Annotated in this window: 13 protein-coding genes; 4 read left to right on the top strand and 9 right to left on the bottom strand. The window is 69.3% G+C overall.

Annotated features, from left to right (window positions below; all coding sequences use genetic code 11):
• Positions 1-17: 17 nt before the first annotated feature.
• Positions 18-413, bottom strand: coding sequence for a type II toxin-antitoxin system VapC family toxin (locus AC5Y4Z_RS14215; protein ID WP_499964918.1), 396 nt, complete (start codon positions 411-413; stop codon positions 18-20).
• The gene (locus AC5Y4Z_RS14220) at positions 410-646 is read right to left on the bottom strand and encodes a FitA-like ribbon-helix-helix domain-containing protein (protein WP_499964920.1); all 237 of its coding nucleotides are present in this window, start codon (positions 644-646) and stop codon (positions 410-412) included. The genes AC5Y4Z_RS14215 and AC5Y4Z_RS14220 overlap by 4 nt, the downstream gene beginning before the upstream one ends.
• A 204-nt stretch (positions 647-850) precedes the next feature.
• On the opposite strand from AC5Y4Z_RS14220, the gene AC5Y4Z_RS14225 reads away from it, so the two are divergent.
• Positions 851-1357, top strand: coding sequence for a hypothetical protein (locus AC5Y4Z_RS14225; RefSeq protein WP_499964922.1), 507 nt, complete (start codon positions 851-853; stop codon positions 1355-1357).
• A 1-nt stretch (position 1358) separates the two neighbouring features.
• Here AC5Y4Z_RS14225 and AC5Y4Z_RS14230 read toward each other — a convergent pair whose 3' ends face one another.
• Positions 1359-1592 (bottom strand): DUF1918 domain-containing protein, encoded by a 234-nt coding sequence (locus AC5Y4Z_RS14230; RefSeq protein WP_499964924.1) that lies wholly within the window; start codon positions 1590-1592, stop codon positions 1359-1361.
• Between the two features lie 104 nt (positions 1593-1696).
• Here AC5Y4Z_RS14230 and AC5Y4Z_RS14235 point away from each other — a divergent pair, with 104 nt between their 5' ends.
• The 3 genes from AC5Y4Z_RS14235 to AC5Y4Z_RS14245 all read left to right on the top strand — a co-directional run bounded on the left by AC5Y4Z_RS14235 (position 1697) and on the right by AC5Y4Z_RS14245 (position 4604).
• Positions 1697-3442 carry an acyl-CoA dehydrogenase family protein gene (locus tag AC5Y4Z_RS14235; RefSeq protein WP_499964927.1) on the top strand — a complete coding sequence of 582 codons (1746 nt, stop codon included), beginning with the start codon at positions 1697-1699 and terminating at the stop codon, positions 3440-3442.
• 60 nt (positions 3443-3502) lie between these two features.
• Positions 3503-4369, top strand: a complete 867-nt coding sequence (locus tag AC5Y4Z_RS14240; RefSeq protein ID WP_499964929.1) for a cyclopropane mycolic acid synthase family methyltransferase — start codon at positions 3503-3505, stop codon at positions 4367-4369.
• A 67-nt stretch (positions 4370-4436) separates the two neighbouring features.
• On the top strand, positions 4437-4604 hold the full coding sequence (locus tag AC5Y4Z_RS14245) for a hypothetical protein (RefSeq protein WP_499964931.1): 168 nt from the start codon (positions 4437-4439) through the stop codon (positions 4602-4604).
• A gap of 119 nt (positions 4605-4723) precedes the next feature.
• Here the strand turns inward: AC5Y4Z_RS14245 and AC5Y4Z_RS14250 are convergent, their stop codons facing one another.
• The 6 genes from AC5Y4Z_RS14250 to ag85A form a co-directional block, all read right to left on the bottom strand.
• Positions 4724-6289, bottom strand: coding sequence for an acyl-CoA carboxylase subunit beta (locus AC5Y4Z_RS14250; RefSeq protein ID WP_499964933.1), 1566 nt, complete (start codon positions 6287-6289; stop codon positions 4724-4726).
• A 16-nt stretch (positions 6290-6305) separates the two neighbouring features.
• A complete protein-coding gene (pks13, locus tag AC5Y4Z_RS14255; RefSeq protein WP_499964935.1) occupies positions 6306-11660 on the bottom strand; it encodes a polyketide synthase Pks13 in 5355 nt (1784 codons plus the stop codon).
• A 10-nt stretch (positions 11661-11670) separates the two neighbouring features.
• On the bottom strand, positions 11671-13569 hold the full coding sequence (fadD32, locus tag AC5Y4Z_RS14260) for a long-chain-fatty-acid--AMP ligase FadD32 (protein WP_499964938.1): 1899 nt from the start codon (positions 13567-13569) through the stop codon (positions 11671-11673).
• A 294-nt stretch (positions 13570-13863) separates the two neighbouring features.
• Positions 13864-14874 (bottom strand): carboxylesterase Culp6, encoded by a 1011-nt coding sequence (culp6, locus tag AC5Y4Z_RS14265; RefSeq protein WP_499964940.1) that lies wholly within the window; start codon positions 14872-14874, stop codon positions 13864-13866.
• Between the two features lie 124 nt (positions 14875-14998).
• The gene (locus AC5Y4Z_RS14270) at positions 14999-15907 is read right to left on the bottom strand and encodes an esterase family protein (protein WP_499964941.1); all 909 of its coding nucleotides are present in this window, start codon (positions 15905-15907) and stop codon (positions 14999-15001) included.
• Positions 15908-16181: 274 nt separating this feature from the next.
• Positions 16182-17222: a diacylglycerol acyltransferase/mycolyltransferase Ag85A gene (gene ag85A, locus AC5Y4Z_RS14275; protein ID WP_499964943.1), complete on the bottom strand. Its 1041-nt coding sequence runs from the start codon at positions 17220-17222 to the stop codon at positions 16182-16184.
• Between the last annotated feature and the right edge of the window lie 77 nt (positions 17223-17299).

Below are 17299 nucleotides of genomic sequence, written 5' to 3' on the forward strand. Positions count from 1 at the left end.
CGAATTCAACGATCAGTTCACCGGGCGTATGACTCGACCTGCGCGTGATGTCCGTGCGAGCGAGCGATCCGACCATCGGATGTGACGAGCGGAAGCCCGAGCGCCTCGCTCAGTGCCACGAATGCTCCGTCGTAAGTCGTGAGATTGTCACGCAATTGCCAGATACGATCCCGCAGCGACTCGTGCGGATATCGCTCGATCGACAAATCCTCGAATTGCTCCCGCACGACCGCGGCCGCATCAACCGAAAGAGCTCGACTGCGAACCAGTCGACGAAGCACGCTCAGAAACTCGACGTCGACCAGATGGGGGGCGTGCAGCTCGGGTGCCTCGCTGATGCGCTGACGCAGCGCCATGTTGAATGGCCGCTCCACAAGGACGTCGATCAAGGCGGACGTGTCGACGACGATCACGCGTCGGGTTCGCCGTCGCGGATCCGGCGCAGTGCGGCGACCGCCTCGCCGGGGTCGACACCCCATTCCCGCCGTTCGTTGCGGCGCAGCACATCGGCGATTGCCGGCCGCTCCGCGACCCGGATCGCCTCCCGCCGCATGTACTCCGACAACGAGAGGCCGGCGGCCGCGGCCTTCGAACGAAGCGCGGCGTGAACTTCGGGGGGGACGTCGCGGATCTGGATCGTGCTCACAAATGCGACGGTACCACGCAGACTGCATGGTTCACATGCAATGTGCATGGGCAGGCGCAATAGCCTTTCTATTTGGCGCGGATCAGATACACGCTCGAATTGACGGCCGCGTAATTGCGGCGCGAAATGTTTAGTGCGTTGAACGGCGGGTCAATAACTATTTTCCTTGTGACGTACCTAACAAGGGAGTACAAAGGTGGCCCGATGCACACACTGACACGCCTAGCGACTCGTAGTGCGGCGATCGCCGCGATCAGCGCCCCCGCGACGATTTTGGGAATGGGGATCGCGGCCGCCGAGGGCGGCACCACCGTCGTTTTGGACAGCACTTTGCGGCGGTGCGATTTCAGCCGGATAACCGAGGCGCCGCAGGTGCCCCGCCCGCCGCTGGGCACCGGGGCGGCGCTCATCAGCACCTCCGGGTCGCGCGCCGTCGCGCAGGTGCACGTGGCCATTCCCAACCAGCCGAACACCCATTACGACGTCGGCCTGATCCAGGAACCCCTGCCGTCGTCGGCCGGCTGCGGTCCCGGGGCGGCCGGCACCGCGTTCACCGGAATGGACACCGACGGGGCCGGCAACGGCTCGGTGACCATCCAGGACGGCCTGCGGCAGGGCACGACGGGCGTCTGGGTGGTCGTCGAGCGCCCCAACCCGCACTCGCAAAGCCCGGCGGAGTACTACACGTCCGAGTTCGTGGTGCCGGCGTAAGTCAGTGCCCGACCCGGTGCCGCGCGCGCTCGTCGAACCGTTGCTGTTCGGCCGCGGTGACCACCAACGCGTCCGAGCCCGGAAACACCGTCGCCACATGGCCGCTGGCCAGCCAGCGCACCACATACGGCGGGGCACCGTCGGCGCCGCGCACCTCGGTGATCTCGCCGCGCTGATCCGCCAACTCGGTCGTCGTGCCCTTGACCACGAGCCAATCGCCCACGTCGGCTTTCATTTCGACCCCCTTTGATCGTTGGCCGCTAGGCCGATCATGCGCCGCGGCCGGCCGGGAGGGAAGACGTCTACCGCGCGGTGTTTCCGCTGTAATACCGTCGCCCTATGAGTCCGTTTTCCAGTCCGGAAAAGGCGCAGCGCTACGACACGGACCGGTACCGCGGCGCGGTGGGCCTCAACTGGTACACCACCGACCCCACCCTGCGGTTCACGATGGCCTACTACCTGCGCCCCGACGAGCTGGCGGTGGTCGAGCCGCACCTGACGGGCATGGGCGAACTGATGGGCGGCGCGGTCGCGCGGTGGGCCGAGGAGACCGACCGCAACCCCCCGCGGCTGGAGCGCTACGACAAGTGGGGCCACGACGTCAGCCGGGTGGTCATGCCGGCGTCGTTCACGCAGTCCAAGCGCGCGGTGCTGGACGCCCAGCAGGCGCTGCGCGATGCCGCGCGGGCCGCCCAGGTGAGCTCGGGCCTGGGCCTGTTCGCGTCCAACTATCTGCTCAACCAGGCCGACATCGGGATGGGCTGCGCGCTGGGCACCGGCGGCGGCATGGTCCAGTCGCTGGTGGCGGCCTACGCGCCGCCCGACGTGCGCGAGCACGTGCTGGCCAAGTTCGCCTCCGGGGAGTGGGCGGGCGAGACGGCGCAGCTGCTGACCGAACGCACCGGCGGCTCCGACCTGGGCGCGCTGGAGACGACGGCCACCCGCAGCGGTGACGCCTGGATTCTCAACGGCGTCAAGTGGTTTGCGTCCAACTGCGCCGGCGAGGCGTTCGTCGTGCTGGCCAAACCCGAAGGGGCACCGGACTCTTCGCGGGGCGTCGCGAATTTCCTGGTGCTGCGCACCCGCCGCGACGGTTCGCGCAACGGGGTCCGGGTGCGCCGCCTCAAGGACAAGCTCGGCACCCGCTCGGTGGCCTCCGGCGAGGTGGAATTCGTTGACGCCGAAGCGTTTTTGCTGTCCGGCGAGCCCGGCGCCGCCGGCGCCGGCCCGTCCGACGGCAAGGGGCTGGGCCGCATGATGGAGCTCACCAACGCCGCGCGGCTGGGCATCGCCCTGTTCGGGCTCGGCAACGCGCGCCGCGCGCTGGTCGAGTCGCTGTGCTACGCCCGGCAGCGCCACGCGTTCGGCGGTGCGCTGATCGACAAGCCGCTGATGCGGCGCAAGCTCGCCGAGCTGATCGTCGACGTCGAGGCGGCGCAGGCGCTGGTGTTCGACGGGACCGGCGCGGCCAACCATCGCCAGCCGCGCGCCGTGCGGCAACGCATCGCGGTGCCGGTCACCAAGCTCAAGGTGTGCCGGCTCGGGATCACCGCGGCCTCCGACGCGATCGAAATCCACGGCGGCAACGGCTACATCGAAAACTGGCCGGTGGCAAGGCTTTTGCGCGACGCGCAGGTGAACACCATCTGGGAGGGCCCGGACAACATCCTCTGCCTGGACGTGCGGCGCGGCATCGAGCGGGCCGCCGCGCACGAGGCGCTGCTGGCGCGGCTGCGCGACGCGGTCTCGGTGTCCGACGACGACGAGGCCACCAGCCTGGTCGCCCGCCGCGTCGAGGACCTCGACGCGGCGATCACGGCGTGGGGCAAGCTCGACGGCGCCCTCGCGGAGGCGCGGCTCTTTCCGCTGGCCCAGTTCATGGGCGACGTGTACGCCGCCGCGCTGCTCACCGAGCAGGCCGCCTGGGAGCGCGAGACCCGCGGCGGCGAGCGCAAGGCGCTGGTCGCCCGGCTGTACGCGCAGCGCTACCTCGCCGACCGGAGCCCGCTGCGCGGCATCGACGCCGACGCCGACGAGGCGCTGGAACGCTTCGACGAACTCGCCGATGGGGCGCTGGCGCTCTGACCGCCTTAGAGTGGTGCACGACCGAGCCGCATGGCGCGCGTCCAGGGAAAGGCAACATGTATGGCTGACGGGCTGACGCCGCATTTCGCGGACGTGCAGGCGCACTACGACCTGTCTGACGACTTCTTCCGGCTGTTCCTCGACCCCACCCAGACCTACAGCTGCGCCTACTTCCTGGGCGAGGACATGCCGCTGGAGGCGGCGCAGATCGCCAAGATCGACCTCTCGCTGAGCAAGCTGGGGCTGCAGCCGGGCATGACTCTGCTCGACATCGGTTGCGGCTGGGGCGGCGCCATGCTGCGGGCCATCGAGAAGTGCGACGTCAACGTCATCGGCTTGACGCTGTCCAAAAACCAGGCCGCCTACGTCGAACAGCTCCTCGGGGCATCGGACAGCCCGCGTTCCAAGCGGGTGCTGCTCGAGGGGTGGGAGCGATTTGACGAGCCGGTGGACCGGATCGTGTCGATCGGCATGTTCGAGCATGTGGGCTACGACCGCTACAGCGATTTCTTCGCCAAGGCCCACGCCCTGTTGCCGGCCGGTGGCACGATGCTGCTGCACACGATCACCGTCCTGTCGGAGAAGGAGATCATCGAGTCCGGTCTGCCGCTGACGATGGAGATCGTCGAGTTCAGCGACTTCATGAAAGCCGAAATCTTCCCCGGCGGCTTCCTGCCGACCATCGACATGGTCAAAGAGTTTTCGGCGAAGGCCGGCTTCAAGCTCAAGCGCCGTCAGTCGCTGCAGCGGCACTACGCCAAGACCCTCGACATCTGGGCCGCGGGCCTACAGGCGCACAAAGCCGAGGCCATCGAGATCCAGTCCGAAGAGGTCTACGAGCGGTACATGAGGTACCTCACCGGCTGCGCGAATCTCTTCCGCAAGGGCTACACCGACCTCAACCAATTCACCCTGCGGAAGCAATAGCTGGCCACGTCGGCCACGTCGGCACCAAAAACGCTGGGTCAGAAGGCTTCTCAATGCAATATCGCGAGTGAGATCGGTCGCACGTGGCGCCCGCGGACGTGAGTCCGCATTTTCCACGAACGGCGGCAACGGGGGCGGCGGTCCGCTCGGCCAGGCCGTCGGCGGCAACGGCGGCACCCCCGGCGGGGGTAGCGGGACGCCCGGCACCTCCGGAGCGTTCGGGAGCCTGCTTTGACGTGGGTCCCCGCAAGCCGCCGCGGCGACACGGTGCCGTCGTCACGCCGAGTGTGAACTTTCCGACGCTCGACGGGCGTGTCGCGTCGTGGATTTCACACTCGGCGCAGGGGCGGACCGCTAGACGGGAATCAGCCCGTGCTTGCGCGCCACCCGGAACCACAGCTGCTTGTCGCGCAGCAGGTGCATCGACTTGCGCAGCAGCAGCCGGGTTTCGTGCGGGTCGATGACCGCGTCGATGAAGCCGCGCTCGGCGGCCGTCCACGGGATCGCCATGTTGAGGTTGTAGCCCTCGATGAAGTCCTTCTTGATCTGCTGCGCCTCGGGGGTGGTCGGGTCGGGGAAGCGCTTCATCAGCAACTGCGCGGCACCCTCGGCGCCGATCACCGCGATGCGCGCGGTGGGCCAGGCGAAGTTGAAGTCGGCGGTGAGCTGCCGCGACCCCATCACGGCGTACGCGCCGCCGTAGGACTTGCGGATGGTGATCGTCACCTTCGGCACGTCGGCCTCCACGACGGAGTAGAGGAACCGGCCGCCGCGCTTGATGATGCCGCGCTTCTCCTCCTCGGCGCCCGGCAGGAACCCTGGCGTGTCCACCACGAACACCAGCGGGATGTTGAACGCGTCGCAGAACCGGATGAACCGCGCGGCCTTGTCGGAGGCCTCGTTGTCGATCGCCCCGGACATGTGCATGGGCTGGTTGGCGATCACGCCCACGGGGTGGCCGTCGACGCGCGCGTATCCGGTGATGATCGCCGGCCCGTGCTGCGCGGCGACGTCGAGGAAGTCGCCGTCGTCGAAGATGCGCAGCAGGATCTCGTGCATGTCGTAGGCCGCGTTGTCGGAGTCCGGCACGATGGCGTCGAGCTCCAGGTCGGTCGGGGTGATCTCGGGCTCCAGCCCGGGGTTGACGATCGGCGGCTTGTCGAAGCAGTTGGACGGCAGAAACGACAGGTAGTCGCGGACGTACTGGAAGGCCTCGGCCTCCGAGTCGACAACCTGGTGGATGTTGCCGTAGCGGGCCTGCGCGTCGGAGCCGCCGAGCTCGTCGAGGGTGACCTCCTCGCCGGTGACCTCCCGGATCACGTCGGGCCCGGTGACGAAGAAGTAGCCCTGGTCGCGCACCGAGACGAGCAGATCGTCCTGGATCGGCGAATACACCGCTCCCCCAGCGCATTTGCCGAAGATGAGGGAGATCTGCGGCACCAGCCCGCTCAAAGCCTCGTGCCGGCGGCCCAGCTCGGCGTACCACGCCAGCGAGGTGACCGCGTCCTGGATGCGGGCACCACCCGAGTCCTGGATGCCGACGATCGGGCAACCGACCATCGCGCACCACTCCATCAGCCGCGCGACCTTGCGGCCGAACATCTCGCCGACGGTGCCCTGGAACACCGTCTGGTCGTGGGAGAACACCCCGACCGGCCGGCCGTCGATCAGGGCGTGCCCGGTGACGCACCCGTCGCCGTAGAGCGCGTTCGGGTCGTTCGGCGTCTTGGCCAGCGCCCCGATCTCGAAGAAGGTGCCCGGGTCGACCAGCGCGTGGACGCGGGCCCGGGCGCTGGGGATGCCCTTCTTGTCGCGCTTGGCGGCGGCCTTCTCGCCGCCCGGCTCCTTGGCCAGCTCGAGGCGAGCGTGCAGCTCGGCCAGTTTTTCCGCGGTGGTGTGCTGAATGGGAGCTGCCGCCATCTCCGTCACTACTGGCCTACCTCACTTGTTCCGAGTTGTCCGGCTGGCGCCGTGCCTGGATCCCGTTCAGCGCCTGGGTCATGTGCGCGCCGACCTTGGCGATGATCGGCTCGTCGATGGCCTGGATGTGCTCGCCACCGATCGGGACGACCTCGAGGTCGGCCACGTATTCGCCCCAGCCGCCGTCCGGCTTGCGGGTGGCGTAGGCGGGCTCGAACGTGATCGCATCGTCATGGTAGCGATCGGCCATGTAGAGCGTGACGTGCCCGTCGTACGGTTGGTACTCGGCGGTGTCGATCGCCCGCTGGTCCAGGTACGACGTGCGCTGGTGCTCGATGATCCCGCCCGGGATCTGCACGCCGCTGGCCTTGACCGCGTCCAGCACGAACTGGATCTGTCCCTCGTCGTCGAGTTCCTCGAGTTGTTCGTACGGGATCGCGGGGACCTCGACGTTGAAGGTCCGCTCGGCGAAGCGCGCGTAGCGGTCCCACCGCTTGCGGGTCTCCTCCTTGGTCTGCAGGATCGGTTCGCCGGGCATCACCGCGTCGATCAGCCCGACGAACGGCACGTCGCAGCCCTGTTGTTGCAGGCCGATCGCGCACGCGTAGGCCAGGGCCCCACCCAGCGACCAGCCCGCCAGGATGAACGGGCCGTCGCCCTGCAGTTCGCGCAGCTTGGGCACGTACTGGCGGGCCCGCTCCTCGATGCTGCCCTCGACGCGCTCCAACCCGTAGACCGGGATGTCCGCCGGCAGGCGGTTGAGCAGCGGCTCGTAGACCACGGTCGAGCCGCCGGCCGGGTGGAACACGAACAGCGGCGCCTTCGAGCTGCCCTCCGGGCGCGCCCGCAGGGTGCGGACGAAGCCGTCGACCACGCCGGCCTCCAGGTAGCCCCGCACCTTCTCGGCGAGCGCCTCGATGTTCTCCGACGTCAGCACGTCCTCGGCGGTGATCGGGCCCTCGGCGCGCTCCGAAAGCCGTTGGGCCATCTTGGCCGCGGCGTCGTCGTCGAGCTTGGGCAGCGGGTTGAAGATGCCGCCCGGGGACTTGCCCGTCACGATCGCCCACGTGGCGAAGGTGACCCGCTCGGCGGCGTCGCGCGGCGGCACGTCGGAGCTGAGCGCCTTGGCGACGGCCTCCTGGTTGAGGGCTTCGGCGGCGCCGGCCAGGTTCGGCTTGGCACCGTTGGCACCCGGTCCCGACGGGTCCGTCGGCGCCGGCGGGACGGGAACGTCCGACGCCGGCGCAGCTTGCGTCTGCGGCTCGGCTTGCGGGTCGGGGGCCGGCGCCACCACCGAGGCCGCCGACGCGCCGCTGAGCAGTTCGGCCTGCGCCCGCGCGATCTCCTCGGGCGTCTGGGTCTTCTGGTGCTCGTGCAGCTGCTCGACCTCGTCGCGGTGCTCGACCGCGTATTCGATCAGCTTCTCGACGGCGTAAAGGTTGGCGTCGCGCACGGCCGTCAGCTGAATCGGCGGCAGGTCGAAGTCGTATTCGACGCGGTTCTTGATCCGCACCGCCATCAGCGAGTCCAGGCCCAGCTCGATCAGCGGCACCTCCCACGGCAGGTCCTCGGGCTCGTAACCCATGGCCGCGCCGACGATGGCGCCCAGCCGCTCGGCGATGGTCTCGCCCGAGTCCGGCGACCACTTGGTGAACCCGCTCGGCATGTAGCGGTTCGTCAGGCTGTCCGACAGCGTTCCCGCGGCGTCATCGGCGCCGGGCGTCTCGGGCGCGGCGGCGGTGACGCCGTCGGCCGGGGCCGCGACCGCCGTGCCGGCACCCACCGCCGCCGGCAGCACCGCCTGGGCGCCGCCGCGCGTCACCAGCGCGTCGTACACCAGCGTGAAGGACTCGTCGATGCGGGCGTGCACCTGGACCGACGCGCCGCCGGGATGCCTCGTCAGCGTGGTCACCAGCCGCGAGCCCTCGCCGGGCTTCGCGCGCTGCTCGGCCGCCGTCAGCTGCGCGTCCGGAAGCACTTCGGCCGCAGCGGTTTTCACCAGCGCCGCCAGGTCGGTCAGCCCGCGGGGCGCGTACTCCCAGACGTGCCGGCCGTCGGGCAGCGCGACGTGGCTGCCCGGCATGATCGCCGCGCCGCTGCCGGTGGCCAGGTTCACATCCAGCCAGTGCTCCTTGCGCTTGAACCGCGTCGGCGGGATGTTCGCGTAATCCTGCGGGCCCCCGGCGGGGGTGAACAGCGTGCGGACGTCCAGGTCGTGGCCGTAGACGTACAGCTGGGCCATTGTCGAGACCATCGACTCGACCTCGTCCTGCTTGCGGGCCAGCGTCGGGATCAGCTGCGCGTCATGCAGTCCGGCCGACGCCGTCGTCAGACCCACCTGCATCAGCGCGACCGGGTTGGGCGCGAGCTCCAGGAAGGTGGTGTGCCCGCTGTCGACGGCGTTGCGGATCCCGTGGGTGAAGTACACGGAATGCCGCAGGCCCTTCTTCCAGTAGTCGACGTCGTGGATGGGCTCGCCGCCGGGCTTGATGTAGCTGCCCTCGTGCACCGTCGAGTAGATCCCGGCCGTCGGGCTCAGCGGCTTGATGCCCTGCAGCTCCGCGGCCAGCTCGCCGAGCAGCGGATCCATCTGCGAGGTGTGGCTGGCGCCCTTGGTCTGGAACTTGCGGGCGAACTTGCCCTCGGACTCCGCGCGGGCGATGATCGCGTCCACCTGCTCGGGCGGGCCGCCGATGACGGTCTGGGTGGGCGCGGCGTAGACGCACACCTCGAGGTCCGGGAAGTCGGAGAAGACCGTCTTGATTTCCTCGGCGGAGTACTCCACCAGCGCCATCAGCCGGATGTACTCGCCGAACAGCATCGCCTCGCCCTCGCCCATCAGGTGCGAGCGCGAGCAGATCGCCCGGGTGGCGTCGCGCAGCGACAGGCCGCCGGCGAAGTAGGCGCACGCGGCCTCGCCCAGCGACTGCCCGACCACCGCGGCGGGCTTGGCGCCGTGGTGGCGGAGCAGCTCACCCAGCGCGATCTGGATCGCGAAGATGGTGACCTGGGTGGTCTCGATGCCGTAGTCCTGCGAGTCGTCGAGGATCAGCTCGAGCACCGAGTAGCCCAGCTCGTCCTGGACCAGCGCGTCGACCTTCTCGATCCACTCGGCGAACACCGCGTCGCGCAGGTAGAGGCTCTTGCCCATCTTGCGGTGCTGCGCGCCGAAGCCGGCCAGCACCCACACCGGGCCGTTGGTCACCGGCCCGTCGGTGCTGAACACGTTGGGCCGCTGCTTGCCCTCGGCGATGGCGCGCAGGCCCTTGACGGCCTCGTCGTGGTCGTGGGCCAGCACCACCGCGCGCGAACGGCCGTGGTTGCGCCGCGACAGCGACCGGCCGATCGACTCCAGTGACGACGCCTGCCCCTCGGGGCTTTCGATCCAGTCGGCGAGCTCGGCGGCCGCGGCCTTCTTGCGCGACGTCAGGAAGGCCGACACCACCAGCGGGATCAGCGGCGGTGCGGGCTCTTGCGCCGAAAGCTCTTCCAGCGCGGCCTCTTTGAGCCGTAGCGCCTCGTCGGTCACGCCCGGCAGGTCGGGCTCGTCCTCCTCGGGCGCGGCGGGGTCGGTGATGATGTTGCCGAAGTCGTCGAACCGCAGCGAGTGGGCCTCGAACGTGGGCGCTCCCCCGCCAGCGGGAGGTGCCCCCACGGCCGCTTCGGCGGGCGCCTTCACTTCGGCTTCCGGCTCGGGTCCGCGATCGACGACGTCGCGCGGCAGGACCTCACGCACCACCACGTGCGCGTTGGCGCCGCCGAAGCCGAAGCTCGACACCCCGGCCAGCGCGTAGCCGCCGTAGCGGGGCCAGTCGGTCGGCTGGTCGACGACCTTGAGGCGCATCGCGTCGAAGTCGATGTAGGGGCTGGGGCCGGCGAAGTTGATGTTCGGCGGCAGCTTGTCGTGCTGCAGGGCCAGCACCACCTTGGCCATGCTGGCCACGCCGGCCGCCGACTCGAGGTGCCCGATGTTGGTCTTGATCGCGCCCAGCAGGGCCGGGCGGTCGGCGGGGCGGCCGCGGCCGACGATGCGGCCCAGCGCTTCGGCCTCGATCGGGTCACCGAGCACGGTGCCGGTGCCGTGCGCCTCGATGTAGTCGACGGTGCGCGGGTCGATACCGGCGTCCTTGTAGGCCCGGCGCAGCACGTCGGCCTGCGCGTCCTGGTTGGGCGCGATCAGGCCGTTGGACCGGCCGTCGTGGTTGACCGCGGTGCCGGCGATGACGGCCAGGATCTGGTCGCCGTCGCGGCGGGCGTCGTCGACCCGCTTGAGCACCAGCATGCCGGCGCCCTCCGAGCGGGTGTAGCCGTCGGCGTCCGAGGAGAACGACTTGATCCGGCCGTCGGGGGCCAGCACCGCGCCGATCTCGTCGAAACCGAGCGTCACCGCCGGGGTGATCAGCGCGTTGACGCCGCCGGCGACCGCGACGTCGGCCTCGCCGTTGCGCAGCGCCTGCACGGCCTGGTGGACGGCGACCAGCGAGCTCGAGCACGCGGTGTCGACCGCGACGGACGGCCCGCGGAAGTCGTAGAAGTAGGACACCCGGTTGGCGATGATCGAGGTCGCGGTGCCGGTGATCGCATACGGGTGGGCGACCGTCGGGTCGGACACCGCCAGGATGCTGTAGTCGTTGTTGGAGACGCCGACGTACACGCCGACGGGCTGCCCGCGCAGGCTGGACGCGGGGATGCGGGCGTGCTCGAGCGCCTCCCAGGTCAGCTCCAGCGCCATGCGCTGCTGCGGGTCGATGTTGTCGGCCTCGGTCTTGGCCACGGCGAAGAACTCGGAGTCGAAGCCCTTGATGTCCTTCAGGTAGCCGCCGCGGGTGCGGGCCCGCGCCATCCGCTCGGCCAGCCGCGGCTCCTCCAGGAACTCCGCCCAGCGGCCCTCGGGCAGGTCGGTGATGGCGTCGCGGCCCTCGAGCAGCGCCTGCCAGGTTTCCTCGGGGCTGTTCATGTCGCCGGGCAGCCGGGTGGCCAGGCCCACGACCGCGATGTCGACGCGCTCGGCCGGGCCGTTGCGCGTCCAGTCGGTGACGTCGTCGCCGGTGGTATCCGGCTCGGGCTCGCCCTCGATGATGCGGGTCGCCAGGGATTCGATGGTCGGGTGCTGGAACGCCACCGCCACCGACAGCGTGACCCCGGTCATGTCCTCGATGTCGGCGGCCATCGACACGGCGTCGCGCGACGACAGGCCCAGCTCGACCATCGGCACCGACTCGTCGATCGAATCCGGCGACTGCCCGGTGGCCTTGGCCACGTAGTTGCGCAGCCACTGGCGCATCTCGGGCACCGTCATCTCGGTCTTCTTGGCGGGCAGGTTCCCCTCGGCATCGGGGGCGGGGGTGATGTCAGGTTCTGTGTCAGTCATGGTGTCGTGTTCAGTCCGTTGAGCTCGCGAAGGCGGTCGGGGAACCGATGCCGCTGCGCAGGCTCCCGTCGAGATAGGCGGCGCGGCACGCGCGGCGGCCGATCTTGCCGCTCGAGGTGCGCGGAATCGTTCCGGCCTGCACCAGCAGCAGGTCGCGCACGGTGACCCCGTGGCGCACCGCGATGGCGGCCCGGATGTCGTCGGCGATGGGCTGGTAGTCGAGCTTGTGCGTGCCCGCGGCGCGCTCGGCGACGATCACCAGCTGCTCGGAGGTGTCCTCGGCGTCGTACTTGATGCCGGCGTGCGGGTTGTCGAACACCACCTGCGGCAGCTGGTTGGCCGGCACCGAGAAGGCGGCCACGTACCCGGTGCGCAGCGCGCGGCTGGCCTCCTGCGCCGAGTACTCCAGGTCCTGCGGGTAGTGGTTGCGGCCGTCGATGATGACCAGGTCCTTGATGCGGCCCGCTATATAGAGGTGGCCGTTGAAATAGGTGCCGTAGTCGCCGGTGCGCACCCACAGCCCGTCGTCCTCGGCGCCCTCGGCGTGGGACTGGCTGATGCGCGACTTGAGGATGTTCTTGAACGTCTCGGTGGTCTCGGCCTCCTTTCCCCAGTAGCCGGTGCCGAGGTTCTTGCCGTGCAGCCAGATCTCGCCGATCTGGCCGTCGGGCAGCTCACTGGCGGTGTCGGGGTCGACGATCGCCGCCCACTCGTCGACGCCGATGATGCCCGCGGAGACCTGCGCGACGGCGTTGGGCGCGTCGGCGGCGACCTCGACGAAGCGCTGGTTGTTGAGCTCGTCGCGGTCGACGTGGATGACCGTGGGCGGCTCGTCCATCGGCGTGGTCGACACGAACAGCGTCGCCTCGGCCAGGCCGTAGGACGGCTTGATCGCCGTCTCGCGCAGCCCGTAGGGCGCGAAGGCCTCGTAGAACTTGCGCATCGACGCCGGCGACACCGGCTCGCTGCCGTTGAGGATCGCCTTGACGTTGCTCAGGTCCAGCGGCGGCTCCCCGTCCTTGGGCACCCCGCGCACCGCGGCGTGCTCGAACGCGAAGTTCGGCGCCACGGTGAACACCTCGCAGTCCGGCTCGTCGTCGGGCTTGCGCGCCATCTCCCGGATCCACCGGCCCGGCCGGCGCACGAACGCGGCCGGGGTCATGAACGTGAAGTTGTGGCCGAGCACCGGCGACAGCAGCGCCGTGATGAGGCCCATGTCGTGGAAGAACGGCAGCCAGCTCAGGCCGCGGTCGCCCTCCTTGCCTTCCAGCCCGTTGAGCACCTGCAGCACGTTGGTGGGCAGGTTGAGGTGGGTGATCTGCACACCGGTCGGGGTGCGGGTGGAGCCGGAGGTGTACTGCAGGTAGGCGATGGTGTTCTCGTCGGCTTCGGGCTCCTGCCAGGTGGCGGCGACCTCGTCGGGCACCGCGTCGACGGCGATGACGCGGGGGCGTTCTTTGGCCGAGCGGGCGCGGATGAACTTGCGCACGCCCTCGGCGGCCTCGGTCGTGGTCAGGATCGTCGAGGGGGTGCAGTCGTCGAGCACGGCGTGCAGGCGGCCGACGTGGCCCGGCTCGCTGGGGTCGAACAGCGGTACCGCGATGCGGCCCGAGTACAGGGCGCCGAAGAAGGCGATCAGGTAGTTGAGGTTCTGCGGGCACAGGATGGCGATGCGGTCGCCCGGCTGGGTGACCTGCTGCAGGCGGGCGCCGACGGCGCGGTTGCGGGCGCTGAAGTCGCGCCAGACGATGTCGCGGTAGACGCCGTCGCGCTCGGTGGAGAAGTCCACGAACCGGTAGGCCAGCCTGTCGCCGCGAACCTTGGCCCACTTCTCAACGTGACGAACCAGGTTCGTGTTGTCCGGGAACCTGATCTTTCCATTCACGATGAACGGGTTGTGGTACGCCATGCCGCCCTCTCCTGTCACAACGATGCCGGTCGGCGTAGCCGACTTACATCTCTCGTGTCGGCTGCGCCGACGGGTCCTCTATACACGAGCCAGCAGGGACGCGCTCGGAGGCGCCGGTCCGTGCTGGCTTGGGCCCCGATCGGAGCCGCGACGAAGTCCTAATTGCTCTTAGTTTTCTCTTAATGTTAAGGGTCGCCTCGCGGCAGGCCAAATCACAAGGTACCGCCGATCACGCTTGGCAAGCAGCTAGGTAACGGCTGTGTCCACCGCCCGCTTCCCGTGGCCGGATGATCGCTATCCATGCTTGGGGTGCGGCGCGTTTTCGATCAGCCCGCGGGCCCAATTCAGGGTCCAGTCGGTGGCCGGCGCCCCGTCCAGGTTCCAGAACTGCGTCGTGGCATACAGCGCGTGGACGGGTTGGCCGGCGCCGCCGGCCAGGGTGTTCAGCGTGCTGGGCAGGTTGGCGATGCTGAAGGCTTCGTTGGGCGCGGAGCAGATCAGGTCACCGGGCGCGCAGATCTCGTTGGTCTTGCCGTTCAGCGCGCCGAACCCGCCGGGCCGCTCACCCGTCATGGTCAGGCCGAGCCCGGACAGCATCGGCACCTCGTGCAGGGTGATCTCGGCGCCCTGCCCGGGCGGGTTGGGCCCGATGTCGTTGCCCACGCCTTCCTGGCGGCGGCCGTCGGCGATCAATGTCACACCGAGCACCAGGTCGTCGTCGACGGGACCGCGGCCGTTGCCGATGTCGCTGGCGATGTCGCCGGCGATCACCGCGCCCTGCGAGAAGCCCATCAGCACGTAGCTGGTCAACGGGCACTTGTTGTTCATGTCGGTCATCGCCTGCACGGTCGCGCGGGTGCCTTCGGCGCGGCTGTCGTTGTAGGACATCTGCGTGTCGCCGCTGACCGGATTGCGGAACTGCGCGGTGTAAGGCACGGTGAACGTCTGCACCCGCGACGCCGGGAACTGCTGCGAGATCTGCGCAGTCGCCTTGTGCAGCAGCGCATTTGGAAATTGCATCGGGTTGAGCGGGTCGTCCTGCACCGACGACTCCCAGGTGCCCGGGACGTTGATCAACTGCACGTCCGGGCACGACGCGTCCTGGAAGGCCGGCCGCGGCTTGTGCGGGTGGCTGGTCGTCGACGACGGCGGCAGGATCCCCGGCGGCACCGCGCTGGGCGGGGTGTCGTGGCCGCGCAGCAGCACCACCACGGCCACGACGACCAGCAACACGACGCCGGCCACCGCCAAGGCGGCAATCCAGGCGAGGATCCGGTGGCGTTTCCGCCGCGCGCTTGTCGTCATGGTCTCCCGCTAGCAGGGTCGGTAGCTCGCAGCTCGATTTTCGGTGCGGGTGGCCGTCCCGGCCCGCTGCTGCGCTCCCTACACGGTACCGGCGTTTTCGCGCGGCTTACGCCGGGCGGCGGGGCTACCGGATGGCGCCGACGATGTCACCCGACATCGCGCCCAGCTGCCCCGACCACGAGCCCCAGCCGTTGTCGCCGCCGCCGGGGAAGTCGAAGTGGCCGTTGTGCCCGCCGACGCTGCGGTACTGCTGGTAGAACATGCGACTGTTGCCCATCGCCTGGCCGGCCTGGCCGATCATCGCGGCGTCGTCGCCGCCCATGTTCGTCGGGCTGTAAACCCACACCCGGGTGTTGTTCTGCGCCAGCAGCGAGACGTGCACGTAGGGGTCGTGCCACTTCCACCGGCCCAGCTGCGGGGCGCCCCACATCCCGTTGCCGTCCACCCCGCCGAACTGCTGCAGGCCCGCCAGGATCGCGCCGTTGGTGGTGGTGTCCGACGGGTAGAGGAACCCGGACAGCGACCCGGCGAAGCCGAAGCGGTCGGGGTGGAAGGCGGCCAGCGCCATCGCGGCGTAGCCACCCTGGGAGGCGCCGACGGCGCCGTGGCCGCCGGGCGCGAGGCCCTTGTTGGCGGCCAGCCAGTTCGGCAGCTCGCTGGACAGGAAGGTGTCCCACTGCTTGCTGCCGTCCTGCTCCCAGTTGGTGTACATGCTCCAGGCTCCGCCGGCAGGCGCCACCACCGAGATCCCCTTGCCGGCCAGCGTGTTCATCGCGTTGCCGGCGGTCACCCAGTTGCTCACGTCGGGGGCGGCGTTAAAGGCGTCCAGCAGGTAGACGGCGTGCGGGCCGCCGCCCAGGAAGGCCACCGGAATGTCGCGGCCCATCGCGGCCGACGGCACCATCAGGCTCTCGTAGCCCGCCGCCCTGGCCTTGCCTCCCGTCCCCGAGGCCACCGCCACGCCCAGACCGATCGACAGTGCCGCGACGCAGAACACCCGTAGCAGCACCGACAGACCCCGTACGACCCTCATGTCCACCCTCCATCGTCTAGTCGCTGTGAGCACATTAACCAGCGCGGCAAGGCGCCCGGCCCGCAGGGTAGTGAATCAAGTCACACCGGCTCCCGAATGACGTGGGCGTTCGTCCGGGTGTTGCGCGTGAATCCTGGGCTTTGCGCGTGAATCCTGGGCGGGTTTCGGGCCGGTGCTCCGCCCACGCATCACAATCGAAGCCCAGGCTGCACAGCCAGACAAACCAACGGCGGCGATCCCGAGGGATCGCCGCCGTCGATTGCGTTGCTATCTGTTAGGTGCCCTGCCCCTGGTTGCCCGCGGCAGCGGCGGTGGCCGGGCCGGCGCCGGGCGTGGCGCCCAGCGTCGACTGCATGTCACCCTTCATGGCGTTGAGCTGCGCACCCCAGTACGGCCAGTCGTGGGTGCCGTTGGCGTCGAAGTTGAAGACCGCGTTGTGGCCGCCGGCGGCGTTGTACGCGTCCTGGAACTTCAGGTTGGACGTCCGGACGAAGCCCTCGAGGAACTTCGCGGGCAGGTTGTCGCCACCGAGGTCCGACGGCTTGCCGTTACCGCAGTAGATCCAGATCCGGGTGTTGTTCGCGACCAGCTTGCCGACCTGCAGCGACGGGTCGTTGCGCTGCCACGCCGGGTCCTCCTTGGGACCCCACATGTCGGCGGCCTTGTAGCCACCAGCGTCGCCCATGGCCAGGCCGATCAGCGACGGGCCCATGCCCTGCGACGGGTCCAGCAGCGCCGACAGCGAGCCGGCGTAGATGAACTGGTTCGGGTGGTAGGCGGCCAGGATCAGCGCCGACGACCCGGCCATCGACAGACCGACGGCGGCGCTGCCGGTCGGCTTGACCTGCTTGTTGCTCTGCAGGTACGCCGGCAGCTCGCTGGTCAGGAAGGTCTCCCACTTGTAGGTGGTGCAGCCGGCCTTACCGCAGGCGGGCTTGTACCAGTCGGAGTAGAAGCTGGACTGCCCACCGACCGGCATGACGACCGAGATGCCCGACTGGTTGTACCACTCGAACGCCGGGGTGTTGATGTCCCAGCCGTTGTAGTCGTCCTGCGCGCGCATGCCGTCGAGCAGGTACAGCGCCGGCGAGTTCGCGCCGCCGCTCTGGAACTGAATCTTGATGTCGCGGCCCATGGCGGCCGAGGGAACCTGCAGGTACTCCACCGGCAGACCCGGGCGTGAGAACGCCCCAGCGGTCGCCGAGCCCCCCACGGCGCCAATCAGACCCGATAGCAGGGCCGCGCCAACGGCACCCACCATGAGCCGGCGCGGCATGCGAGCCGCGGCGCCCCGAAACCTGTCGACAAGCGTCATCCTTGCTTCCTCATCCTTCCGGCCTTACGGCGCACTCCTCCGATTCGGCGCATCCTCGCATTGGTTCGAACTGCATA

It is taken from the genome of Mycobacterium sp. NGS63, from assembly GCF_059812295.1.